The sequence below is a fragment of the Paenibacillus sp. PAMC21692 genome (assembly GCF_014303795.1).
GTDB lineage: Bacteria > Bacillota > Bacilli > Paenibacillales > Paenibacillaceae > Pristimantibacillus > Pristimantibacillus agaridevorans.
In genome coordinates this window covers 1,531,220-1,557,500 of the sequence record NZ_CP060293.1, presented here as the reverse complement: position 1 = coordinate 1,557,500, position 26,281 = coordinate 1,531,220, and the positions used below count along the sequence as shown (strand labels likewise).

The window sequence follows — 26,281 nt, the reverse complement described above, 5'->3', positions numbered from 1 at the left end:
TCGAATACAGGCATGGCATCCGGCGTCTCGGCGACCCTGTCCAGCAAATATCCGATGACCATTCCGTTGATAATCAAGAACAGAATCGGAATAACGCCAAGGAATGCACCCAAAAAAATTATGAAAATCGACTTGATCGCATTATTCAAGAAAATAACCGTGATCATGGCAAACGTCCTGTTCTCTGCTTGATCGACCGTCTCGACAAGCTGCTGCAGCCCCGTTAGCTGAGCATCCAGAAACGAACGGAATGCCGGATTGCTTCCTCCAATAAAGATCCCTGCGATAAACATGATCGCCGCAAAAGCGATGTATCCCCTGGTCTCTTTCAAATCCCGCCATATGGCCCGCCATTTGAACATGAGCGTCACTCTCCTATTCGATTATAGAAAAAATCAACTGGCATATCCCCGATGTGTACGAGCATAGATTGTACTAATCAAGCCGTTGCCTCGGGAAAGCCGGGGCATATCCAAGAGAGGAGAGCCCATTCCCATGAATATGTTCTATGTTATGAACGGCAGAAAGCTCAAAAAGTATTTTTTTATCGCGATCGCTCTCGTGTTTTCTATCGGAATTATTTACGCGGAACGCGACAACATTACGGTGTTCGCTCCGCAGCAGCCCGCTGCCATCTACAGTGTGCCTACGGACAAGAAGGTTGTCGCGCTCACCTTCGACATCAGTTGGGGAGACAAGCGTGCCGAGCCTATTCTGGAGGTGCTCAAGGAGAAAAATATTACGCAGGCAACCTTCTTCCTCTCCTCCACCTGGAGCCAGTCTCATCCCGAACTCGTGAAAAAAATCCAGGACGCGGGTTACGAAATCGGCAGCCATGGCCACAAGCACGACTTCTACACCAAATATAGCGATGATGAGATTCGCAAGCAAATCTCCACCGCTCACACCATTCTGGCCGATATTACGGGCAAACAGCCCAATCTGATCCGTCTTCCCAATGGCGACTTCGACAAACGCGTCCTTCGTATCGCCGAAGAGCTGCAATACAAAGTGATTCAGTGGGACACGGACTCCATGGACTGGATGAACATAGGCACGGACAAAATCATCGACCGAGTCGTCAGCCGGACGCATCCCGGCGACATCATCTTGCTACACGCAAGCGATACAGTGCTTCAAACGCACGAGGCCCTTCCCGTCATTATTGATCAACTGCGGGAAAAAGGATATGAGTTCGTCAATGTAACGCAGCTTATTAATGGTACCGAAGCCGAAGGCAACTCGGTTCAGGGCGCTCCCTCCGATCAGAAGAAGCCCGCCTCCGCTTCCCAGCTGAGCGCTGCAAGCGAATAAACGGACTTCTGTGAAGGATCTACCTTATAGAGGTTGTTCAAAAAGTCCGCTTCCCATTACGAAGTAATCCAGGATGCATACTCGACGTCGAATCTTGAATTCCGCCGAACCCTCCGGTGCTCACGTAGCTTCCACTACGCTCCGCTCCTCAGGTTCTAGCTTCATCCAATCTTCTCGGTACTGAGAACCGAACTTTTTGAACTCGCATTTATCGACTAGCCGGTTTCGCGGGAACGACCGCGGGATCGGCTTCTTTGCTGCCCAGAAGACGATGCATCATTATATTCTGGTACGCATTGCAGACAAAGAGTGGGATCATCATAAAGATGATGGCCGCGACATTTGTCGCCCCCTGCAGCGCCGGCCATGCCTCCACGAAGGTTACGACGAACATAAGGAACATCGTCGGGATGAAGGCGCTTTGGTTGGTTTGTTTGATTTTGCTCCAGGAGACGAGCAATGAGGCCACGAAAAGGATAAGCGGCAGCACCCAGAAAAACCAATTGTTCGTGCGCTCTTCGAACAAGACATAGCCCAGGCCGAATACCGCAAACAACGTCGTGTAGCCTTGAAGCGCATGCCATAAGTATTTGCGCCGGAAAACGCTAAGCGCAATATAATTGAGCGTCAAATAAGCGAAGAAACCCATCTGGCTGAATGCTCCGATCATAAGGCCGGAAATTCCCATCATCAGGATGTTGAATCCCGTCGCTTCCATGCCAAGGAATCCGAATTCCTGATCCGTTAACAGCATAATTCCGCCGCTTATGATGCAGACGACTGCTCCGATCGCCATCGTGCTCCAGAATAAAAAAAACCATTTGCGCAAAGTCACCGTTTGAATCCTCCAGAACGTTTTGGCTTTATTTTACCACGATCACAACAAAAAGCTAATGCTCGTCCATGATAAAACCGTGAACAATGCACATAATAATCTCAATTCAGGCGTTAGACAACAAGCATCATGGTCTAGGGCGGGCATTGATATAGAAGGGAGCAACTCTAATATGCGCATCAGATGGACTTTATCGTTGTCGATATTGGCGCTCACATTCGTACTGTCGAGCTGCGGCGCGGAGACGTCGGGCGGACAGCAGCAGATCAGTTACAAAGACATGAAGTCGATGGTGATCGATATTCTGAAGACAGAGGACGCCCAAAAGGCTCTTCAGGATTCCGCTCACCAGCTGTCAGGATACTCCATGCAGGAATCAAAGCTTTTGTCTGTACAGGATCAGGAAGAAGTTCGTCTGGCGGTTAAGGACGTCATCAGTTCCCCCGATTACGATAAGGTGATCAAGAAGCTGATGACGGACACACGGTTCGCCGGTGAATTCGCCAAATCGGTTAATAAAGAAAACAAAACGATCCACAAGGAACTCATCAAGGATCCGCAATACCAAGCCGAGTTGCTCAAGACGTTCAATAACCCGGAGATGGAGAAGATGATCCTCGAAGTGCTCAAGAGCGCGCAGTATCGTAAAGAAGTCATGTCGCTGATGCAGGAATCCATGCAAAATCCGCTGTTCCGGCTTGAAGTGCTGGATCTGATGAAGGCCGCCGTCAAGGAAGAACTCCAGACGAAGCCCGACGAGAAGGTCAAGAAATCCGGTGGGGAAGGAAAGCAAGAGGAAGAGCAAGGCATGGAGGAAGAAGAGCAAGGACAGGAAGAGCAGCAGCAAGGCGAGGAAGAGCAGCAGTAGATTTGGATCCGAAAAATTCGGCAGCCCCTCAAATAAAAAAATTAAGCCCGTATCGCCTCTCTTCTGCAAGAACAGTCGAATTGTAAGTCGACAAGTTGGTTCTTGCTTGCAAGGAGGACGATACGGGCTATATTAAGCTCAGCGGGACTCTACACGGGAAATTACACTATCCGCCAGCTCCAAGTACATAGCGCCTGTCTCTGTATCAGCCTTGTAGACCGAAGGCGAGAAGTCAGGCTCCGATACGTGGTTGTCCGGCGCTCCAAGCGGAATTTGGGCCAACAGGTCGCAATGCAGCGTCTCGGCGAGACGCGCGCCTCCGCCGCGGCCGAAGACGTATTCCTTGTCTCCCGATTTGGAGACGTAATACGACATATTCTCCACGACGCCGATAATTTCGTGTTCGGTCTTGATGGCCATGGCTCCTGCCCGCGCCGCTACAAAAGCAGCCGTCGCATGCGGCGTCGTGACGATGATTTCCTTGCTTTGCGGGATGATCTGATGGACGTCAAGCGCCACGTCTCCCGTACCCGGAGGCAAGTCGAGCAACAGATAATCCAGCGTGCCCCACTCAATCTCCTGGAAAAAGTTGCGGAGCATCTTGCCGAGCATGGGTCCGCGCCACACGATCGGACTATTGTCCTCGACGAAGAAACCCATGGAGATGACCTTCACGCCAAAGCGCTCGATCGGGATGACGTGGTCGTTTACGACCTGCGGCCGCTCCTCGATGCCCATCATATCGGGCACGCTGAAGCCATAGATGTCCGCGTCGATGATGCCGACGCGTTTGCCCTTGCGTGCCAGGGCGACCGCCAGATTGACGGTCACCGTGCTTTTGCCGACGCCGCCCTTGCCGCTCGCGACGGCGATGAACTCCGTCCCGCTGCTTGCGTCCAGCAGCGGGACATCCAGCCCTGCCCCGTGCCCTTGCACCGGGGCAGGAGCGCTTTTGGCGCCGGCTCCGCCGCCCGGCGCCTGCTGCTTCTGTGGCTGCGCCGGGGCGTCCCCGCCTGGCGCAGCCGAAGGCGCCCCCTCGGCGCTCCGAAACCGGCAATGCACGGTTTCGGCGCCGAGGGGCGCCAGGGCCTCGCGCAGCGAGGCCTCGAGCGCGGAATGCCGCGCCGCGCTCGCTTCCAGAACCGTCAAAGATACTTGACGGTTCCGAACCATTACGTCGCGGAAGGAGATGCCTTCCGCGGAATATTGCTCAGCCATCACGCGTTCGATGGCTTCGATCGCTTGCTCGCGTGTCAACATATGTGATAGTCCCACCTTTTATCGTAATCACTGCTCTCCGCCCTCGGAGAGTTCCATAAACAATCCCCCCTAGTATACCACAGGTTGCGACTTTGTCTGAAGTCGGCGGCGCACATAAGACCGCTATACAAGTGTTACTCGCCATTTTGCAATTTTATCTCATCCGACGTGCTGCCGCTGAGCTTCTCCCCCGACACATAACGAAGAATGCCTTGATAGATCGACGCGGCCACTTGGCGCTGATAATCCGCGTTCGCGAGACGCGCTGCCTCGCCCGGATTGGACAAAAATCCGACCTCCACAAGCGCGGTCGGAATGTCGGGCACCGACTTGAGCAGATATACATCCTTTTTCACGGCCGCGATACGCGTCGTATTAGCCAGGTTGCGCTTGATCTCGTCCTGAATAAAAGCCGCCAGAAGGCGGTTGTCGGGATGTGCCGACGAATTATAGAACGTCTGGGCGCCGGACCACTTCTCCGAAGGGATGCTATTCATATGAATGCTGATAAACGCGGCTGGCTCGCTTTCCTTGATCAAAGCGGCCCGCCGCTTCAAATCCTCCGTCTTCCGCTTGCTGTAGGCGTTGGCGTCCCCCGAGGCCAGATCGTAGTCCCCTTCCCTGGTCATGACAACTAGAGCCCCCGCCTGCTGAAGGTAATCTCTTACATGCAGCGCAATCGCAAGATTCAGATCCTTCTCGACCGCGCCCTGCTTGCTGATGGCTCCGCCGTCCGCTCCGCCGTGTCCCGCATCTATCGCGATCGTTTTGCCGGATAACGGCAGCGTCCAGTACGACCAGGAGCTGGAAGCAGGCAAATTGTCACGGAGCAGTAATCCTGTCAGTATAAGAACCGCGACGGCAGCCGCAATCCGCAATGCTCCCTTCAGCGTCAACCAAATCACAAAATGCCGACGAATTCGACGCATCAAAAAAAACCACCCCGTCTCTCATATACACTCATTCATGTATATGGGACAAGATGGTTTTTTATGTGCCTTGGAATATGAGGATGATGGATCTTCTACTCCTCGACAGCGTCGGCCACGAAATGCAGCGCCGACTGATCCATGTCCGCGACGATACCCAGATCGGGCCGATCCGTCAGCGCAATGACCGCGCCTTCCGCCGGCTGATGCAGCTCGAACAACACAATTTCGTTACGTCCCTGCCGAAGCAGCGGTCCCGGGACGTAGAGCGTCCGCTGCGGCCCGGCTTCCCAATAACGACCTAGATTGAAGCCGTTGATCCAGGCAACGCCCTTGCCCCAGCCGTCCAAGCGAAGAAACGTATCGCCGATCTCTTCCGCGTCGAAATACCCGCGATAGAAGGCCGGACCCGGTTCCGGCGCGGCCGCCGTTTCGTACTGGATGCCGGCGAGCTCCTCAGAGTAAAGCGGCAGAGGCCGAATCGTCCAGTCGAATTGAAACTGGTTGTCGAGCAGCACCCCCTTCGTAATGCCCTTAGGGTCGCGAAGGAGCGGACCGTAATTGATGCGGCCCATATTCTCGACCAATATATCAAGTCTTGCTCCTCCGGCCGGCACCGAAATATCGAGCGGCTCATTGTTCCAGCGCTCGATCACGCCAAGCGGACGACCGTCCAGGAACACAAGCGCCCTATCGTGAACGTCGCGGATATGGAGCTTCTGATTGTTGCGCGGTCCTCTGAGCTCCGTCGAATACAAGATGAAGCCGTAGCTTTGGCCAAGCTGCTCCATCGTCGCCGTCGCCGTCATCCGCACCGGCTCGGACAACACGTCCAGTTGCGTAAACAATCCGCTCCGCTGCGCAAGCGCAACCTCCCCGTATGCGCGTTTCGGGATCGGCGCGGGCAGCGCTCCTCCTTCCGGAATGCCGTGTTTCTCCATGACGGCCCGCACGGCCCGGTATTTGTCCGTCACGTCGCCCCATTCGGTCAACATCGCGTCATAATCGTAGCTGGTGACGGTAGGTTCGTACTGGCGTATATGATTTGCTCCGTTATAGAAGCCGAAGTTCGTGCCGCCATGGAACATATACACATTGACGGATGACCCGCTCGCAAGCATATCGTCCATCACCTGCGCCACATCGGCGGCATCCCGCACATGATGAGGCTCTCCCCAATGATCGAACCAGCCATTCCAGTATTCCATCACCATAAGCGGCTCATCCTTGCGGTACTCTCTATACTTCGCGAATGATTCCGCCGCGCGGGAACCGAAATTAACCGTCGCGTGCACATCCTCGATCGTCCCTCCCAGCAGCATCTCGTCCGTCGGACCGTCCGAGGTGAACAGAAGCACGTCGACGCCCCGCTTCTCCAGCCCTTCGCGAAGGTATTGCATGTAGGCGGTATCGTTTCCGTAGCTGCCGTATTCGTTTTCGACCTGCACAGCCAGAATCGGCCCGCCGTTCGTGGACAACAACGGAAGCAGTACGGGAATCAACACATCGTAATAACGGTCGACATGCGCCAGATAAGCGGGATCCATGCAGCGAAGCTGCGTTCCCTCCTCTCTCAGCAGCCAGGCCGGCAAGCCGCCAAACTCCCATTCCGCGCAAATGTAAGGGCTTGGCCGCACGATCACATGCAGACCCAATTGCCCTGCAAGCGTAACGAAAGCCGCAACATCGGCTAATCCTTGAAATTGAAACTCCCCTTGCAGCGGCTCATGCACGTTCCATGCTACGTATGTTTCCACCGTATTGAAACCGCATGCCTTCAATTTTCTGAGACGATCTTCCCAATAATCCGGCACGACCCGAAAATAATGAATGGCCCCCGACAAAATTCGGTAAGGCTCGCCGTCCAACGTATATTGTCCATTGCTCCATGCCAGCACGCTCATGCTGCAGCCAACCTCCTTTGATCCAATCACACGCCAACCTCTCCATAGAATTGGAGCTTGTTGCTCAACCTTTACAGACAGCGGTACGCGGCCATTCGCCTGATGACCGGCTCCGCAGCCGCTTCCGTAATGCGCAGCCGCAGCTTCTCCGCGACGACGGGCGGGAATGCTTCTATTTTTTTATGCCCGATCGCGCTGCCTTCGTGCAACACCTTCCAAGCTCCGTCCGCGAACGCTTCCAGCGCGTACTTGCGAACCCGCTCGCCGTAAGCGATATCCTCCATTAACACCGCATGATCGATAACGGCCCCCGTCGGCAGCGGCAGCACTGTCGTATACGCGGCATCGTCCGCGAACCCGGCAGACTCGGCAGCTTCAGCCGCTGCTTCCTTCGCTCCCGCCGTCTCCGCTACGCTGCTGCCGAACCGCCGCCGAATTTCGTTGCCGAATTCGATCAAGCGCGCCGCATCGGCTTCCGGGAGCAGGCCCCGGTCATCGGGAGCCGCATTAAGCAGCAGCGTCGCGCCATGCCCCACCGAGCGGTAATAGATGTCCATCAGATCGTCCAGGGATAGCAGCAGATGCTCCTCGCCGGGATGCCAGAACCAACGATCCTTGCGGATCGGGACATCGCACTCCGCCGGGACCCAGCGCGGCGTCTCGGGAAGCCAATGCGAAGTCGAATTGGTGAACATGCTGGCCCGCGCCGATTCAGCCGTGTTCCAGCATGGATACGGAGCGAGCCCGTCCTCGTTGCCAACCCAACGAATCGTCGGGGCGCCCATGTTGAACACCATCGCTTGCGGTTGATATTTCTTGACCAGCCCCATGATGCGCGGCCAGTCGTATTCCCGGCCCTCGGAGCCGGCGCCGTCGAACCACACTTCGACGAGCGGACCGTAGCCGGTCAACAGCTCCTCTAATTGCCGGGCATAGAAGTCGTCGTATAGCGCCGGATCGGCATAAGACGGTTCATGCCTGTCCCACGGCGACACATAGATGCCGAAGCCGATGCCCTCCTCCCGGCAAGCGGCGGCGCATTCCGCCACTACGTCTCCCTGCCCGTTCTTCCACGGGCTGGAGGCAACCGAATAATCGGTTGTAGCCGTCGGCCATAAACAAAAACCGTCATGATGCTTCGCTGTCAGAACGAAGTATCGAAACCCGGCCTCGCGGGCAGTCCTGGCCCATTGGCGGGCGTCCAACTTGTCCGGGTTAAACAAAGCGGGCGAATCCTTGCCTTCTCCCCATTCCTGATCGCAAAACGTATTGATGCCGAAGTGGCAGAATAAACCCAGCTCCATATCCTGCCACTCCCGCTGAGCGTTCGTCGGAAGCGCCAACTCATGGCGAAGAGCAATCCCTTGCGTCTCGTTTCCCATCATCTCTCACCTTCCTGCCGTTCTTATTTCATAAAGGCGGAAAGCCGCCTTACGCGATCGTTTGATCCCGTCAGACGGCTCTTCCGGCCACTATCGAAGTCTATTATTTAATGACGCCTTTTTCGCTGATGATTTTGGTCGCTTCTCCAACCATCCAGGCCTGTACTTCGTCGATCGGCTCATTGCTCAGCATATATTTGCTGAAGCCGTCATTGATCACTTTCGTCAATTCGGAGGTTGCGGTCGTCATCACTTGCGCTCCGTCAAGGAACTGAATGTCTTCGCTGAACAGCGAGTACTTGAGCGAATCAACATCATACATATCTTCTTTGCCGGCAATCAACTTCGTCAGCAATTCCTCGTTGTTCGCTTTTTTGTAACCCGAGAATTCCATCCGATTGTCCGAATCGGCAGTCGTCATGAATCTCATCAGCTTAAAGGCTGCTTCCTTGTGCTTGGACGTGGCGCCCATCGCAATCTGGCTGCCGCTCGTGAAATATTTGCCTTCATAATCTTTCGGCTCGGAACCCGCAGGCGGCACTGGCACCGGAGCAAATGCCGTCTTGAAGTCATGCGGATATTGCTCGGTGTTGCCCGGATCCGGAATCGTGAAGTTGCCGGTCAGAATCATGGCCGCCTCTTCGTTGAAGAACTCCGTACGGTAATTCAGTTTGGCAGCGAGTATATCCGCATAAGGTTTCGACGTTTTGTCCGTTTCTTCCATGCCTTTGCGCAGCTCGAAGAAATATTTGTACGTCGGATCGGCCAGGATCGTCGTTCCGTCATCATACAAGAACGGATCTTTCATCATCGTTTGCGCCGGGGCATTCATGTACAGCTCCCATGTGTGGAAATAAGAGCCGTAACGTTTGTCCACGCCTTCGCCTTGCGTCAGCTGCTTGGCGTATTCGCGGTAGTCGTCCCATGTCCATCCGTATTTCGGAACTGCCAGACCCGCTTCATCGAGCATGTCCTTGTTCAACATGACATAGTTGACGCTTTTCGTAAATTGCATGCCGTAGTAATCCTCGCCTACTTTTGCATTTACGAAGTATTCGTCTTCCGGCGTGAGATTTTCGTTCGTGTAATACGTATTCAGCGGCTCGAACGCCCCGCGAGTCGCCCGCTCCAGTACAGAGCCGAGACTTGGAAGCTGAATAACGTCGATCGCTTCGCCGGACGAGATCAGGAAATCAAGCTTTTGCAGCATTTCCACGGAGTTGCCCGGAACCAGCACGACATGCTCGACCTTGATGTTGGGATTTTCGGCCGTAAATTCGTCAAGCATGCCCCGCGTGCCGGCCGCTTGCGCCTCGTTATCCCAGTTATAATACTTGATCGTAACTTGTTCTGCTTGCGGCTTGCTTTCGCCATTGCCCGGGCTTGGCGATGCGGACGGCGTATTGTTGTTGTTTCCATTGCCGCATGCGCTCACTACAAGCGTACTCGCCAGCACCAAGCTTAACAACGTGTTCACTTTTGATCTGCCTCTCATCTTCATCATTCGACTTCCCCCTGTGTCGGTTAGTAAGTAATAAGACGTTCCCGCCTGTGTCTTCAGTATAAGGATCGTCCTTCTTGCGGAAGTGCACAATTTTGCTCAAATAGGCATACGATTTTGACCTTTGCCAGGCGCCTTACCCTTTCACGCCGCCCAGCGCAATGCCGTTGATGACCTGACGCTGCAAGGCAATGAATACAATAACCAGCGGAACGATCGCCGAGAGCGCGGCCATCATCATAATGGCGTAATTGTTCGTGTAATCGTCCCTGAACAAGGTCATGCCTAGCGGAATCGTGTACAATTCCCGGCTAAGCAGGAAGATGAGCGGATTCTGGTAATCGTTCCAGGTCCAGATAAATTTAATGATGGCCACCGTAGCGAGCACCGGCTTGCACAGCGGCACCATAATCGAAGCGAAGATCCGGACATAGCCGGCCCCGTCCATTCTCGCCGCCTCGATAAACTCGTCGTTGATACCGTTCATGAATTGGCGCAGCAGGAAGGTGAAATAAATGGAAAACATGCTCGTTAATATAATCGCCGCATGCGTATCATATAATCCGAACCAGCGTATCAACATAAACCGCGGTATGAGCGTCGCTTGATCCGGAATAATCATAAACGAAAGCAATGCGAGAAACACCATGTTCCTGCCGCGGAACCGCAGCTTGGTCAGCGCGTAAGCCGCCATGGAGGAAATAACAAGCGTGATCAGCGTCGTAATAATCGAAACCTTGAAGGAGTTTAAGTAAAAATCGGTAAACGGAACCCGCCCCATCCAAACCGCCTTGAAGTTATAGATGACATTGATCTTATCGGGTATCCACTGGATGGGAAACCGCATGACATCCTTCTCGAATTTGAACGCCGATGACAACATCCAGATCAGCGGCACCAGAAACACAATCGATAACGCGCCCATAATAATCGTGGTCACCCATTTTGATATATTGTTGCGTATATGCGCCATACTCTCGCCTCCGTTCTTGTTGGTGTTAAACATCGTCCTTTTGCAGCTTCCAGGTCAGGGCGGTCACGATGCCGATCACCGCAAACAACAGCCAGGAAATAGCCGACGCATAACCCATGTTGTAATATTTGAAACCTTCTTCGTAAATTCGGAATACAAGCACCGTCGAGGAGTTGTTCGGTCCGCCCTGCGTCAGGAAGGCGATAATATCGAATACCTTGAAAGAACCGATCAGCATGGTCACGAACAGGAAGAAGGTCGTCGGGCGCAGCATCGGAATCGTAATACGGAAAAACTTCTGCAGCGCCGTGGCGCCGTCGATCTCAGCGGCCTCGTACAGCTCGTCCGAAATGTTGGTCAGACCGGCCATGTAGATAATGATCGTATATCCGAGCGCTGCCCAGGAGCTAATAATGGCGACCGCCAGCAGCGAGGTTTTCGGATCGACGAGCCATTTGGGCGGAGCGCCGATGCCCAGATCCATCAACAGCTGGTTGATAGGGCCAAGCGAAGGATGGAACAATGCGCTCCATACGGCAGCTACCGCAATAATGGAAGAGATATAAGGGATAAAAAAAGCGACTTTAAAATAATCCTTAAAAAAAGTGTTTCTGTGGAGCAAAACGGCCAGCACGAGCGCCAGCGCGATCGGCAGCGGCACGGTCAGCACCGTATACAACAAATTGTTGAGCAGCGCCTTGACAATGGTAGGGTCTTCCGTCAGCTTGATGTAGTTATCCAGTCCGATAAACTTGACGCCGGATATCCCCGACAGCAGATCCCATTCGGAGAAGCTTAAGTATAACGAAAACCCCAGCGCGAATACGTTCATCAGCAGCATGCCGATTACTTCCGGCGCCAGAAACAGCCAGCCGATAATTGCTTCTTTTTTTCGCGGACTCCAGAATTTGCGCTTAATTGGTTTCTCTGCAATAGCAGGCATGTTGGCAGCTTCCATGTTGTCTCACCTCTACCTTTATCATTCTTTGTTATAGCATAAAGGATAGACGGGGACGTCCCAAGGATGGATTATGACCTGTCGCGTGCATAATTTTGACCCTTCCTTTTAAGCTTTGGCTTTTGAAAGGAACGTGGAAAAAGCCGCTCTGCGATCGATCGCAGAGCGGCTTTAACCTTTAATGCTACTTGGCGTTTTTGCCCGGCGCGGCGTGTTTCAGCTTGTATTCGCTCGGAGAAATGCCAATATACTTTTTGAAAACTTTCGAGAAGTAAGTACGCTCCGAATATCCGAGGCCGATCGCCAACGATTCCAGCGTCTGGTCGGATGACTTCAACATTTTGGCGGCGATTTTCATTTTGTACTGATGCACATAGTCGGTAAAATTAACGCCCGTCAGCCGCTTGAAGTAGCGGGAGAAATAGCTGGGATTCAAATAAAGATACCTAGCGATGTCGATCGACGTGATGTTTTCCGACAAATGCCGGTCAATAAACTGCTGGATCACCTGCAGCTTCGGCTCCTGAACCGCCTTCTCCGACCCGTGCTTCGGGGTTCCCGAAATTTCGACCAGCTTTCTGACGGTCAGGGCCGAAGCGTCCGCAATCGTCCGGGTCAATGACAAATAATCGTACAACGATTCATCCCGCATGCTTTCCGCAAACATCATCTCCATCCTGCGCAGCAAGTAAACGACGTCCCGTATAAATTGATCCGGTTCGGTGCGTTGCTGTCTGGCGGCCTCTCCCATCTGCCGAACGATGTCGGACAGAGCATTCGCATCCTGAACAAGCAGCGCCCGCTCCAGTCCCGGCTTGAAATGCTCCAGGAAACGCGGCGGAGCCTGCAGAAACATATGCTGAAGCAGCCCTCCCAGATCGGGCGCAACCAGATCATCTCCTTCGTAGAACTCGAATTTGCCATGCAGCAACTGCTGGTACACCGATCCGATCCCCCGCAGCTCCAGCTTGTCGGTCATGGACATGATGCTGAGCCCCAGCTTCAACACACGCTCGCATTGGAGTCGCAGTTCCTGCACGAACTTGCTTAATTGAAGCTCTGCATTTCTGGCCAGATTAACACGGAAATTATGAAGCACGACCAAATGATCGCCAAGCAGGAACACTGTCACTCCCTCGTGAGGTTCGGCCAGTTCCTGCGCGATGTTGTAGACCGCATATAATACAAGCGACAAATCGCCATGATCGTAATGCTCGTCGAAGGTGATATAGTTCACGTGCACGATACTGAACATAAACCACGGGTAGGACCAGGATACGCCCAATTGAGCCGCTTGCTCGCGTGTTGCGTCCGCCTCGAGTCCGTGAAGCACGCGCTGGAACAGACCGTGTTTGTACAGCTCGGTGCTGTACCCGGTCACCTCTGGCTCCAAGCGAGTCGCCTTGGCTTTGAGCAATCGCAGCGCCTTGCGCAAACTTTGCTTCAACTGCTCGGCCGTCAGTTGATCCTTGAGCAGATAATCGTCGGCATTCAGCTTGACTGCCTGCTGCGCATAATGGAAATCTTCATGACAGGTCAAGAAGATCAGCCGGACATCCGGCTTAAGCTCCGCGAACGCGGCCGCAAGCTCCAAGCCGTTCTTCTGCGGCAAACCGATATCGGTGATGACGATATCCGGCATCGTCTCCTTGAACAGATGCAGCGCCTTGGCGCTCGAATACGTCGCTCCGACGACGCGTAATTGCATATCCTCCCAAGGCAGCATCTGCTGCAGCAGCTTCAGCATGGGCACATCATCGTCGATCAGCAGCACTTTATGCATTCTGTCCGCCCCTCTCCTGTCCTGACAAGCTGCGATCTATCATCGGTTGATTCAGCGTCAGAACGACCGTTACGCCTCCTTGCTCATTCCGGCGCATCTCCATCGTAGTGCTTGGCCCGAATGTCAGGCGGAGACGCTGAAGCACATTAACAAGCCCAACGCGCTCATAAGCGGAATGCTCCTGCTCGTCATCGCTGGCGAGCCGGACATTTAGCCGCTCCAGCTCCTGATCCTCCATGCCGGAGCCGTTATCCTCGATCGCGATGACGACGCGGCCCGCCTGGCGGCTTCCTTGTACCCGGATAATCGGTTCGGGCTCATCCGTCAGCCCGTGCACGATCGCGTTCTCAACCAGCGGCTGAAGCGCCAGCTTCGGAACGATAAAGCGTTCCAGCCCGTCCTCCAGCTCCACAATCAATTGGAGCGGAATTTCATTGCGTATTTTCATAATGTCGATATAATGTCCCAGCAGTTTGCATTCTTCCTGCAGCATTGCCGGCTCGTTTACTTTCAGATAGGCCCGCAGCAGGCTCATCAACGAATCGATCGTGCCGCTGTGCAGCAGATCTTTCTTCAGGATGAGACTGCATTTGATCGAATTAAGCGTATTGATGAGAAAGTGAGGCCGGATCTGCATAAATAGCGCCTCCAGCTCCATGACCCGCTTCCGTTCCTGCTCGTTCTCGATATCGGAAATCAAACTTTTGATCTGATCCAGCATCGTATTCAACGTATGGCCAAGCTCGGCGATATCGTCCTGCCCTTTGACCTCGAGCCGCGCATCCAGATTGCCGCCGCCGAATTGGCGCACAACGCGCTGAAGCTTTTGAATCGGGTTATGCAGTCGTCTTGCAACAAACATGGAAAAGACGGAGAAGATGATGAAGGAGATGATGACTATGCCGAAGCCCACGTAGAAGGTTTGCGACATCCGTCCGAAAATTTCTTGCTCCGCGGCTTCGTACACAAGCGTCCAGTTTGTTTTCCCCAGCGTCACCTCGGATCGAAATTCGATCTCCGCATTCGGCGATCCGTCCGGTTCGATCTTCTCGCTTCCGGCGATTCTGATACCGGCCGCATCGAACAACGCCGTTTCGCCAAACTCGACATTTTGCAGCACTTTTTCAAAGTAAGGCTGCGCCAGGGAGATCAACAGCACCGACAACTCTCGGTTCTCCTCCCGGTCGTATATGACGCGGGCGATAAAATAACTGCCTTTGCCCGGCGTCTCCCCGTCGGCCATGCCAAGCCATTGCAGCGTTTCCGGCAGTTTCATGTTTACCTTCTCCATCAGCCCCGGCAGATTTTTTTTGATAAGCGTCAAGTCCGTTGCCGAGTTCGAAGCAATCATAAAGTCGGCGCGATTAATCAGATACATGCTAATGTAATTGTTCAGCGGTTTGGATGAAATAAGCGACAGTCCGTCCCCGATCCACACAAAGCTGCTGTAATCCTCGTGGGAGCCTAATCTAGCCGTATCCGCAAAATCCTTCAAATAATTGTGGAAGTTGCTGTCGTTGACCATGAAATGCGAAGAAAAACTAATATCGTCAATCGTTTTTTCGATCTCCGCGGCCATAACGTTCAGCAAATTATCATTGCTCATCTGAAGCTTATCTACCATGTTTTGCCGAATGACAATAAAGGAAACAATCGACATCGTCACGATAGGCAGCCCGATCAACAATAGAAAAGACAGCTGAATTCTGCGGTAGTAAGTACTTCTAAACAAGCCGATCGCCTCTTTTCCCTTTAAGAGGTTGTTCAAAAAGTCCGCTTTTGTTCTGAAAACCGAACTTTTTGAACTCTCACTCTATGCAAAAATTATACCAATGAAGCCGAGGACCGGCTATTCATATAACTCTGGCAACTTTAGGATAAGCAGAGCGGTGGCTGTTGGCGGGCGAAATTTTTGGTTGATACGTGCACTATTTTTACCTTTTCCCCATTGTTACAGCTTTTTCGCTTAAAAAAAAGGAAAAGCCTCCAATCCCATTATGAAATGGAATTGAAGACTTCCTTTTTCTTGTTTCCGTTATGGCATGAATCGTCTTCCGCTACTCCCTATTTAACGCACGCAGAAGTACAGTAACCGCCTCGGCTCTGGTTGCTCCTGCATTCGGCACGAAGCGATTGCCTCCTTTACCTTGGAACAGTCCGTTCTCGAATACGGCGGCAACGCTGTCACGCCCCCATGCCGGTATGTCGCCGGCATCGGCAAACACATGCTCCGTCTGCTTGCTGCGTGTCAACTCCAGCACTCTGGCGATCATGACCGCCATCTCCAGGCGGGTAATCGGACGGTTCGCGCGGAATGTGTTATCCTTGTATCCGGCGATAAATCCATTGCGTACGCCGATTGCGATCGCATCGCGCGCCCACTCCGGCATCTGCTCCATGTCCGCAAAGGCCAGCGTATTCGCCTCGGTCAGTCCGAGCGCCCTGACTACCAGCACGGCAAACTCCGCTCTGGTCATCGCCTTGTCCGGACGGAACGTACCGTCAGGATAACCATTCAGCCAATTCAGCTTGGCTGCCTCCTTGATTACGCTCTCCGACCAATGTCCTTGCACATCCGACCATTCGCGCGGCTCTTCCGTACCTGGTTCGTCTGTTCCCGGTTCATCCGTACCCGGTCCGCCTGTTCCTGGTTCGCTTGTACCCGGTTCGCTTGTACCTGGTTCGCTTGTACCTGGTTCGCTTGTACCTGGTCCACCCGTTCCAGGTTCCCCGGTGCCAGGTTCGCCCGTACCCGGTTCCTCCGTCTGCGCCTTGACGGTGACGGCAATCGAGGTCGGACGCAGCGTCAGCTCCTTGCCGGTGCGGTCCGCTGCTTGTGCTTCGACAACTTCAAGTCGCGTCGTTGCCGTTTCTTCGACCGATGCTGCTTTGAACACAAGCTTGACCAAATTTTCATTTCCGCCAAGCGGCTGGCCAAGCCCGGCCACGATTACGCCGAGACGGCCCGGTTCATTGGCCAGACCGGCCACAATGATGTGCTGCTGAGCGGCTTCGGCAGAATCGAAGATCAACTTTTCCGAATCATACTCCACTACAAATTCGCTTGCGTACAAATGATTTAAACCAGTGTTAATTCGATACATGATTTCGATCGATTCGCCGGCGACCGCTTGCTCCGGTCCGACAAGCTCCGCGGTCGGAGTAGAGATCGTAACGGCAAGCTGTTTCGTTTGCTCCACATTGCCCGCCTTGTCGGTGGAGCGGTATTCCACCCTATAGCTGCCGTCGCCTTGCAGCACGATCCGGCCCGCATCCACCGTCATCCAGCCTCCGCCATTGATGCGGTACTGCGTGCGCCATACGCCCCAACCGCCCTCATTGTCTTCGGCTTCAACCAGCAGCGTTACCGGCTGACCGTCGAGACCGGCCGATGCCGCATCCGCTTCGAAACGAACGTTCGTGGCCGGCGCAGTCTCATCCTTCATCAACAGTTCCAGATACGAACGGTAAGCGCCGCCTTCATTCTCGCGGCTTCGTATTTCCGAGCTTTTGTCGCCATCGAATTGGCGCAGCATAACCGTCGCCGTTTCATTGGACAGCAGCTCCTGATTCATAAAAGACGTCACATCGAAGCTTCTCCACTCATTAGTCGCGTTGAAGGTTACGTCATCCATGCGAGCGCCTTCGGCCGGCCTATTGTTATAATTCAGGCCGGCTTCCGTCCAGCTGTCATCTTCCACGGCATAGGCGCCTATGTTTGCAGTGCCTCCCGCGCTGTCGTTCACTCTGCCGTAGACATAAAGATAAGCGCGTTCGACTTCGGAACTAAGCGTGGAAAGATCGTATTTCAGATACGTTCTGCGGTCATATAGGCCCGTACCGTTACGAATGTTCAAGTAACCTGTATTTCCATAATTGACAGCGGCATTGGCTCCGCCATTGACATAAGCATCCGCGGTCACATCCACTCGGATCACCGCTTCCGGATCCGGGGAAACTCCTTCCTCGACAGGCAAGTCGGTAACGGCGTCCGGATCTACCTTCAGCTTGATCGTATGGCTGGCGCCTTTCGTATCCGCGGTCGCCACCTCCAGCAACACGGACGGCGAAGAGCGCAAGACCGTAACCGTCGAATCGGCCTCAAGCTGTTCCAGCGCGACTGCCGCCAGCTCTACTCTCACTTTGGCTTGTGCTTGCGTCGGGTCGGAAACCACAACCGTCCACTCGTCTCCTGCTTCCTTCACCATCACGGAAGCGGGCTGATAGGCGCGTACTTGCTCCGTTTCCCCGGCCCGCCAGAAGTTGATGCCCGTAACGCCGAGCTTCGTCTCCTGTACCGCCTGTATAGCGGCGGTATTGCTCAGGATGCGAATATCCGGATTTTCACTGTACATGTTCGTATCCCCGGTATTTTTGCCCGGAAGCAGTACATAAGCATACTCCGCAGCCGTCGCTTTCGCGCCGTGCTCGACGGCCAGGCTCAAATAATTGCGCGTGAGCGGAGTCGTCGGCCCCGAAGGATTGATCGAGCTCCACACTGCGCTTCGCGTCTCGCGCAGCGCGCTAACATCCGAGCCCCCCGGGAAATAGTAACCGACATCCGCTCCCGGCAACTTACCCGCAATATGCGCCCACTGTACTTGACTTAGCTTCTCCGACCAGTCGGACTGTGCCGGCATAATCTCGCCGTCGACAGTCAGTGCATTCTCGTCCGCCGATCCGATCATCCGATTCTCGACGATCGTTTCGACCTGCTTCCCGTCCGTTCTTGCCGCTCCGGTCGTCAGGTCGGCGCCAAGCGCCACAATTTCATCATCGAACATAAACCACGACTTCTTGCCTCTCAGATCGCTGCCGGGCGGAGACAAATCCATGCCTGCCGTGCCGTAAGCCTTGTCCAGCGACGAACCGCCGACCCAAGTAGAGCTTGTCGTCCTGGTAGCGGTGCGCTGCTTGCCGTCCGAAGTGACACCCGCGAGTCGCAGCGGATCAACTGTCGGCCAGAAGCCGTCCCGATAATAACCGGCGTCCTGATTGTACAGATACGTCATGCCGTCGCCTGTATACCAGCCCTTCGTATGTTCACCGTTCGTGCTGCCTTCGTAGTTGGCAATGCGTGTAGAAGACATGCTGATCCCGAATGTAAACGCCTCTCGCGAATGGACGATACGATCCATAGCCGTGAGCGCATAGTTGCCTAACAAGCCGCCACGACGGTCAATCGAATCGTCGTTCAGCAATTTCTTCAGCGCCACGATGTCGCGAATCGGCACGCCGTCATACGGATTTGCAACCGACTGATCCGCAAGAAGCCATTCTTTCACCATCTCCTTGTAGCGCTGTGCTTCTTCTTTTGGCGCGAACTGAGACAGCCGCAGAATCGTCCAAACCGCGCCTCTTGTATTATTGTTGTAGCGTGAAACCGCCCTGCCGCTAACCATCTCCATAATATGCCCATTATAGATGACCGGCTCGAACGAGTCGGTCACCCATTTCCACACATTCTCAAAACTCGGACTGTCGATCGGCCAGTCGGAATCGGCCAGAAGAGTCAGCAGCTTGCCCATATTGCCGAGCAGCACGCTTCCGTAGCTTCCTGTGTATGCGATATTGTTGTGCTGAATGAACGAACCGTCCTTATAGAAGCCATCACCGCCGCTCACATAAGGGAATACCGAATCGAGCGCATCGCGCGACTGCGCGATTTTGGCCTCGTTGCTCCCCAGAATGCCGCGCAGCACGACAGCCAGCGCTTTGTCCATCAGATTGGCTCCCGTCTCCGTCAACCCGGGTGCGCCGATCAATCTTTTGCCGGGATTAGGCACAAAACGGTCGATCGTGCTCGTATAAGCCGAAATCTGCTCCGCGCTCATATCGTCGTACATCAGCGTGACGATATCTGCAAGCGCAAGCGGCGCTCCGATCTCCCAATCCCACCAGTTGTTGTATGAAGCTCTGGTTACGTTGTAGCGATTCTGATACATCCAATCGATGCCCGCGAGGATATCATCCCGCAGCCCGGTATCCTTATGCAACTCCGTTCCAGGCGTCGCAAACGCAATCGCCATATCCTTTAATCGATTGTAGGAATTGGTGATATGGCTCGAATTGGTTGTGCTGTTGTAGTCCGCCCACAAGGATGAACGACCTTCTTGTTTGTTCATCGTATCCCACGCCCCGGTGCCGGAATCATTGGTCACCTTAGCCGCGTTCGCCTGAGCGGCACGTCTAATATCTTCATCCTGCAGATCAATATCTGTACCGCCAGTCAGGAAATTGAACCATTTCAGACGCAGCTCGCCAAACTTTTCCGACTGCTGCGCAGCAGCGGCAGGAGTCGGCTGCAGAAGCGTAAACACCAATGACAATATCGTCGTAATCATTAGACCCGTTCGCAATTTGCCCGATTTCACTTGTCCCCAGCTCCCCTTTCGGATGGATTTCCACTCAGCAATCGCGAACCGTACCATTGCAAGTCGGCATCGTCGATTTTCCCGTTGCCGTTCCGGTCCGCAGCCTTGACGCCATCCCATCCGGGACTGTTCTTGCTTAAACCGTAATGGGCCGAAGCAATCGACAGGTCGCCAAGCGTCAGCTCGCCATCGCCGTTCAGATCGCCTTCGGCGGCTGCGAACGTGATCAGCAAATACGATTTGTACAACCCGGCTTGATTCTCCTTGCCGCGAATTTCCACCGTATAGTCGTTTGTCCCCTTCAAGACCAGACTGACGGTTCCGTCGCCCGCCAGTTGTTCGCGCACAAAGCCGGTTACATCGAGCTCCCGCCAGTCATCCGGTCCGTCAATAAGCACCCGGTCGAGCGCTCCCCCGACAGCCGGCATCGTATTCCAGGTAAGCTCCTGTTCTTTCCAGTCATCGGAAGCGGCGCCGTGAACGGTAATTTCCGTTTCCGTGGAACGAGAATCATTGGTTTTCCCGTAAACGATCAGTTTGGCTGATTGAATCGGGCCGTCAAGATGGCTAATATCATACTTCAGCCAAGTTTGACGCAAGTAGTCTCCTACGCCCTTCTTGACATTCAGATAACCAACCGATCCAAAGTTCTGCGCCGCTTTGCTGCCGGCATTGGTATACGTATCTTCCGACACATATACAATCTCCTGCTTGCCAACCTCCGGTTCGTCGGTCCCGATATCCGGAGTTTGCGAAGCGTCATAACGGAAGCTTACGGTCCGCGTGCCTCCAAGCGCTCCCGCAGTATCCACCTCAAGCTTCAGGAACGGCTCCGTCTGGATCACCCGGATGCCGGAGTCTGCCTCCAGTTGTTCCAGCACGGCCTTGCCTACATCGAGCACCAGCTTGTCCTGCTTCTGGGTCGGGTCGGAGACGGCGATGGTCAGCTTCTCTCCGTCCTCTTTCACGATGACGGATGCCGGCTGGTAACTGCGAACGAAGTCGGCTGTATCCTTTGTCCAGAAGTTGAACGCGGTCAGTCCGAGTCCGCTCTCGCGTACCGCATGCACATTGGAGCTGTCGCTAATGATTTCAATATCCGGATGCCCGCTGTAGCTCTCCGTTTGTTCCGCTGCAAAGCCAGGCAACAGCACGTACGAGTAAGACTCGTTGCGCGGCGCCGTGCCATGATCGAAAGCAAGGCTGGCGTAATGGCGCGTGATCGGCTCCGTCGAACCGCTGTCGTTCACATTTCGCCACGAGCCGGTTCTTGCCTCGCGTATGCCCTTAATATCGGCTGTACCGGGGAAGTAGTACCCGATATCGGAGCCTGAAGTATTGCCTTCCAGATGCGCCCAGCTAATGCCGGACAATTGCTTTTGCCAGCCTGCTTCCGTCGACATGGCCTCGCCATCCGCAATCAGCTTGTTGCTGCCTTGTTCATTTAACTGGCGGTTTTCCACAATCGTTTCGACTTTGCGGGAATCGGTGTTTGTAATGCCCGAGCCGACCGCCACGATTTCATCATCGAACATAAACCAGGATTTTTTGCCCTGCAGCTTGCTGCCGGTGCTTTGTCCTAAGGCAAAATCCATCCCCGCGACTCCGTACAGCTCATCGATCGATGCGCCGCCGACCCAGTCTTTGCCGTTCATATAAGCTCCCCATGCGGCGGGGGCAATCGCATAACCGTCCGTCGTCGTTCCGGGCAGACGGAACATATCCACGGTCGGCCAATAATCGTTGCTGTATTGTTTGATATCGCTGTTATACAGAGTGGTCATTCCGATCCCGGTATACCAGCCCGTCTTGTTCTCTCCGTTCCCGAATTCAAAGGCGGAGATGCGATCGGAGAACATGCTGACCGAGAAGCCAAAGCCCGGACGCAGATGCATGATACGATCCATCGCGGAGAATTGTTGATGTTTAATCAGTTCGCCGCGAGGCGCTACGCCCGGATCGTTCACGATCGCTTTCAGAGCAGCAACGTCGTACAGCCCCACTCCCTCGTAATAATTGTCGAAGCTGGTATCCTTCGTCACCCATTCCTTGATCGCGCTTTTCATCTGGCTCGCGTAAGGCTCCGGCGCAAACTGGGCCAGACGGGCAAACGTCCGGATAACTCCCCTTCCCGCCAGATGATCCGAATCCTGCTGACGCGCAATGCTTCTGCCTTTGACATTGTCCATAATGGCCCCGTCGTAAATTAACGTCTCGAAGCTGTCTTCCAGCCAATTGTATACGCGGGAAAGACGGGGATCGTCAATAGGCCAAGGCGAATCGTCAAGCAAATACAACAGATCGGTTACGCGTCCGACCAGCACGCTGCCATAAGCGCCGGAATAAGCGACATTGTAATGCTGAATCAACGAGCCGTCCGCATAGATGCCGTCGCCGCTAGTCGCATATTCGAATTCATCCGGCAGAACGCCTCCGCCCAGCGCAATCTTGTCGCCGCGCTCTCCGACAATGCCGCGCAGCACAACAACAAGAGCTTTATCGAGCAGATTGGCGCCAACCTCGATGACATTGGCATTTTGCACCCTTTTCTTTGGATCGGGCACAAATTTGTCGATCACTTTCATATAACGCTCCCGCTGCTCTGCGGTCAGCACGTCGTACATGAGCACGTTCAAATCCATCAGGGCTTGCGGCGTGCCAATTTCCCAATCATACCAATTGCCAACGATTGTTTTGTTTTCGTTATACTGATGGGTGTGCATCCATTCCATCGCTCTTACGATATCTGCCGCCAGCTCCGCATTTTTATAATATAGCGAACCCGGGGTTGCATAGGAGACAGCCATCTCCCTGATCGTCGAATAAGCTCGGCTCATAACCGCGGAATCGGCATTATTGCTTCGGATGCCGCCATCCCACAAATATTCGGCATCGGGAGCCGTATTCAGCAAATCCCAACTTCCGGTTCCGTCTTCATTGGAAACCTTCTCTGCCAGCGCAGTCAGGAATGCGGCGGCATCGGAATCATCCGGCGGAAGAAGCGTTACGCCCGTCAGCTTGTCCAACCATCTATGCCTAAGCTCGCTGTATGCGGCGACCGTTTCCGTAGACTCGACCGTTATTGCAGCTTGGGCGCGAAGCAATCCGTCAGCTCCGGTTGCCGTAATAACAGCGCTTCCATTGGCGATTGCCGTAACGGAACCATTCAGAACAGCCGCTACGCTTTCATTGGACGATTGCCATTGCAGCGGCACAGAGTCTCCTTCTGGCGTAAATATTGGCGTCAAGAGCTGGGTGTCTCCGACATTTAAAGCCGTTGCTTCAGGCTGCAGCTTCAAGCCCGTCGGTCCATCCCATGCTTCCAGCCGCAGTTCGTCGAACCATACTTTTCCCAGACCGGTTTCGAAAAACGGTTCTACGACGAGGTATCTGGCCTCTGCAGGCACGGTTACCAATACCTCGAGCTTTGTCCAGTCATTCGTACCGCGCATCCGTTCCGTCGACGGACCGTCGCTTACCTTCTCGTGTGTCGTGCTTCCGTCAACGCCGTTTAAAGTTTTGTAATATTGCGTACGGATGAATGCACCTAGGGCGGACGTGACTTCCTCCGTCTTGATCCATGCGCTCAATCGGTAACGCTGGCCGCTCTCGACACGAGCGTTTGTCGTCAACGCCGTACGACTTGACGCGCCGTGCACGATCTGCGCGGCGTATTGCCCCGAATAACGGACCTGATCGGTAACCGATATGTCGGCATTGCCGCTGGCCCGCCATAAAGTCCAATCTTCCGGACGTTGCCCTCCGTTCCAGGTCGCCGCTCCAGTTGCGGTTACAAGCTCAAAACCGCCGTTGGAGAACAGGTTCTCGTCATCCTCGCTAGCCGAGCCCGGTATCGCTCCGAACAGACCTGTCAGCATACAGAGCACCAGCAGCATAGAAAGCATTCTCGTTGCAGTTCTCAAGGTAATCCTCCCTCCAAATGATGAATATTCCGAAACTTACCTATCCATCATAGAAGAGCGGGTATCCCTGCGACGGGTCAAATTTTGACCCTATGCGTGTATTTTTTTGATTCAATCATTGGTACGAACGACAAAACGCCCGCCTTCCGAAGAAAGCGGACGTTGCCATGTGCGATATTCCTTGACGAATGCGTTATGCGCGCAACTGACAGGCGGTAATATACGAAACGTTTTCCTTTAACCTACAGGCTGCTCCGACATGCCTTCGATCAGAATCTTCGCCACTTCAGGACGGGAGAACTCTGGCGGCGGGCAGACGCCATCGCGAAGCAATGCGCGCACTTTCGTGCCGGACAACGTCAGATGCTGTTCCTTGTCATGCGGGCAAGTTTTCGTTGTAGCCATATTGCCGCAAGCCTTGCAGAAGAAGCTGTGCTCAAAGTACAACGGCGTAATGCCGAGATCTTCGGCAGGAATCGTCTTCAACAGCTCTTGCGCCTCGTATGTGCCATAGTAGTCGCCTACGCCGGCATGATCGCGGCCGACGATAAAATGCGTGCAGCCGTAGTTCTTACGGACGATCGCATGAAAGATCGCCTCGCGCGGTCCCGCATAACGCATCGCGGCCGGGAATACGCCGAGGAACACGCGATCCTTCGGATAATAGTTCTCCAGAAGCGCCAGGTAGCTCTTCATCCGTACGTTGGCAGGCACGTCATCCGACTTGGTCTCGCCGACAAGCGGATTCAGGAAAAGCGCATCCACGATCTCCATAGCCGTCTTCTGGATGTATTCATGAGCGCGGTGAACCGGGTTGCGCGTTTGGAAGCCGACAACCGTCTTCCATCCCTTTTCCGCGAACAAACGGCGTGTCTCCGACGGATCGTAATAGAACTCCTGAAACTTCTCCGGTTGCGGACGGTTCAATACCGTAATGGAGCCGCCTACGTAAATATTCGAACGCTCGAACAGCTTCTGAACGCCTGGATGAGCGAGGTCGTCCGTTTTGAAGATCTTGACCGCTTCTATGTTCTGATCGACCCTATAAACGCTTTCTACATCGATAATGCCATAAGTGATGCCATCTTCGCCAACGAGCGCGGCGCGTTCGCCAGTCTTTAACTCGGCAGCCTTCGCTTCACTTACAGACAGCGTAATCGGAATACTCCATACCGTTCCGTTCGACAGGCGCATTTGGCTGACAACGGCATGGTAATCGGCTTCACCCAGGAAACCTGTAAGCGGGGAGAATGCGCCTACTCCGATCAGATCCAGGTCAGAGATCGTCCAAGTGTTAATGATGATGGGATTAAGATTTGCGGCTTCTGCCAGAAGCGCTTCACGTTGTTCGCCGGCTGCGATTCGATTGACCAATTCGCCGCCGCCATGGGGAGCAATTTGACTCATGATGGGATAATGCCTCCTATAATGGAAGTTAAAAATATAGGCTTTTCTATATTATCTTACTTATGCAAACCGCACTCCGTCTTCTCTTGCCCGGACCAGCGTCCTGCACGCGGGTCTTCGCCAGGCATAACTTGACGCGTGCAATACTCGCAGCCAATGCTTGGATAATAATTATCGTGAAGCGGATTGTATACAACGTTATTCTCGCGGATGTAATTCCATACATCGTCAGACGTCCAATGTGCGATCGGATTAAACTTTACAAGTCCGAACTTCACGTCATATTCGATCTTCTTCGCGTTAGCGCGGGTTGGAGCCTGATCACGTCTGATTCCCGTGATCCACGCCTCGTATTTGGACAGAATCTTCGTCAGCGGCTGTACCTTGCGAATGTCACAGCACTTGTTGGCGTCGCTCTTCCACAGTTGTTCCCCGAACTGCTCCGCTTGCTCTTCAGGAGTAATCTCCGGTTTCACTTCCACGAATGGAATGCCAGGATAAGCTTCCGCGATTCGGTCGCGCGTCTCGTACGTTTCCTTGAAGTGGAAGTCCGTATCCAAGTAGAAGATGTCTGTCTTCGGGCTAATCTTCTGAAGCATATCAACCAGCACGACGTCCTCCGCACCGAAACTGCACGCGAACGTAATATTCGGGAAAGTCTCGACGGCGAATCGGATAATGTCTTCCGGCGATGCATTCTCGAGTTCTACAGCCTTCTGCGCAATAAGCGCTTCTTTCTCAAACAAATTCATTGGTCGTTACCTCCATCTTTAATTCCAAGTAAATTGGTCTGTATTATCGATTATAGTACTTTCAAACCAAATGTTCAATCCTTCTTTCCACCAATATGAGAAAAAGTTTTCGAAGTGA

17 protein-coding genes (1 of these 17 only partly in view) are annotated in these 26,281 nt (G+C 53.8%); 2 read left to right on the top strand and 15 right to left on the bottom strand.

Going from position 1 to position 26,281, the window contains the following annotated elements:
• On the bottom strand, positions 1–362 hold the 5' portion of the coding sequence (locus H7F31_RS06295) for a stage II sporulation protein M (protein ID WP_187103440.1). 265 nt of this gene lie to the left of the window's left edge; 362 of the gene's 627 nt are visible here — the first part of the coding sequence; it begins with the start codon at positions 360–362; its stop codon lies off the left edge, out of view.
• 133 nt (positions 363–495) lie between these two features.
• Between H7F31_RS06295 and pdaB the strand changes: the two genes are divergently transcribed.
• A complete protein-coding gene (gene pdaB / locus H7F31_RS06290; protein WP_187103439.1) occupies positions 496–1,314 on the top strand; it encodes a polysaccharide deacetylase family sporulation protein PdaB in 819 nt (272 codons plus the stop codon).
• Between the two features lie 208 nt (positions 1,315–1,522).
• Here pdaB and H7F31_RS06285 read toward each other — a convergent pair whose 3' ends face one another.
• Positions 1,523–2,149 (bottom strand): KinB-signaling pathway activation protein, encoded by a 627-nt coding sequence (locus tag H7F31_RS06285; protein WP_246608448.1) that lies wholly within the window; start codon positions 2,147–2,149, stop codon positions 1,523–1,525.
• A gap of 172 nt (positions 2,150–2,321) precedes the next feature.
• Between H7F31_RS06285 and gerD the strand changes: the two genes are divergently transcribed.
• Positions 2,322–3,017, top strand: a complete 696-nt coding sequence (gene gerD / locus H7F31_RS06280) for a spore germination lipoprotein GerD (RefSeq protein WP_187103438.1) — start codon at positions 2,322–2,324, stop codon at positions 3,015–3,017.
• A 138-nt stretch (positions 3,018–3,155) separates the two neighbouring features.
• Here gerD and H7F31_RS06275 read toward each other — a convergent pair whose 3' ends face one another.
• The 13 genes from H7F31_RS06275 to H7F31_RS06215 all read right to left on the bottom strand — a co-directional run bounded on the left by H7F31_RS06275 (position 3,156) and on the right by H7F31_RS06215 (position 26,163).
• Complete coding sequence (locus H7F31_RS06275) at positions 3,156–4,277, bottom strand: P-loop NTPase (RefSeq protein ID WP_187103437.1); 1,122 nt, start codon at positions 4,275–4,277, stop codon at positions 3,156–3,158.
• A 134-nt stretch (positions 4,278–4,411) separates the two neighbouring features.
• The gene (gene cwlD, locus H7F31_RS06270; RefSeq protein ID WP_187103436.1) at positions 4,412–5,206 is read right to left on the bottom strand and encodes an N-acetylmuramoyl-L-alanine amidase CwlD; all 795 of its coding nucleotides are present in this window, start codon (positions 5,204–5,206) and stop codon (positions 4,412–4,414) included.
• Between the two features lie 95 nt (positions 5,207–5,301).
• Complete coding sequence (locus tag H7F31_RS06265; RefSeq protein WP_187103435.1) at positions 5,302–7,110, bottom strand: glycoside hydrolase family 35 protein; 1,809 nt, start codon at positions 7,108–7,110, stop codon at positions 5,302–5,304.
• A gap of 71 nt (positions 7,111–7,181) precedes the next feature.
• Complete coding sequence (locus H7F31_RS06260) at positions 7,182–8,492, bottom strand: alpha-L-fucosidase (RefSeq protein WP_187105235.1); 1,311 nt, start codon at positions 8,490–8,492, stop codon at positions 7,182–7,184.
• A 103-nt stretch (positions 8,493–8,595) separates the two neighbouring features.
• Positions 8,596–9,996, bottom strand: a complete 1,401-nt coding sequence (locus H7F31_RS06255) for an ABC transporter substrate-binding protein (protein WP_261800324.1) — start codon at positions 9,994–9,996, stop codon at positions 8,596–8,598.
• Between the two features lie 133 nt (positions 9,997–10,129).
• Positions 10,130–10,966, bottom strand: coding sequence for a carbohydrate ABC transporter permease (locus tag H7F31_RS06250; protein ID WP_087570343.1), 837 nt, complete (start codon positions 10,964–10,966; stop codon positions 10,130–10,132).
• A gap of 25 nt (positions 10,967–10,991) precedes the next feature.
• Positions 10,992–11,924, bottom strand: coding sequence for a carbohydrate ABC transporter permease (locus H7F31_RS06245; RefSeq protein WP_261800323.1), 933 nt, complete (start codon positions 11,922–11,924; stop codon positions 10,992–10,994).
• 184 nt (positions 11,925–12,108) lie between these two features.
• Entirely contained in the window at positions 12,109–13,707 is a 1,599-nt protein-coding gene (locus tag H7F31_RS06240) for a response regulator (RefSeq protein WP_187103434.1), read from the bottom strand.
• On the bottom strand, positions 13,700–15,439 hold the full coding sequence (locus H7F31_RS06235) for a cache domain-containing sensor histidine kinase (protein ID WP_187103433.1): 1,740 nt from the start codon (positions 15,437–15,439) through the stop codon (positions 13,700–13,702). The genes H7F31_RS06240 and H7F31_RS06235 overlap by 8 nt, the downstream gene beginning before the upstream one ends.
• Before the next feature lie 325 nt (positions 15,440–15,764).
• On the bottom strand, positions 15,765–20,081 hold the full coding sequence (locus H7F31_RS06230; RefSeq protein ID WP_261800322.1) for a polysaccharide lyase family 8 super-sandwich domain-containing protein: 4,317 nt from the start codon (positions 20,079–20,081) through the stop codon (positions 15,765–15,767).
• Complete coding sequence (locus H7F31_RS06225; RefSeq protein ID WP_187103431.1) at positions 20,078–24,004, bottom strand: polysaccharide lyase family 8 super-sandwich domain-containing protein; 3,927 nt, start codon at positions 24,002–24,004, stop codon at positions 20,078–20,080. Before H7F31_RS06225 ends, H7F31_RS06230 begins: the two co-directional genes overlap by 4 nt.
• 237 nt (positions 24,005–24,241) lie before the next feature.
• Entirely contained in the window at positions 24,242–25,411 is a 1,170-nt protein-coding gene (sat, locus tag H7F31_RS06220; RefSeq protein WP_187103430.1) for a sulfate adenylyltransferase, read from the bottom strand.
• Positions 25,412–25,467: 56 nt separating this feature from the next.
• Positions 25,468–26,163: a phosphoadenylyl-sulfate reductase gene (locus H7F31_RS06215; RefSeq protein ID WP_108991871.1), complete on the bottom strand. Its 696-nt coding sequence runs from the start codon at positions 26,161–26,163 to the stop codon at positions 25,468–25,470.
• Between the last annotated feature and the right edge of the window lie 118 nt (positions 26,164–26,281).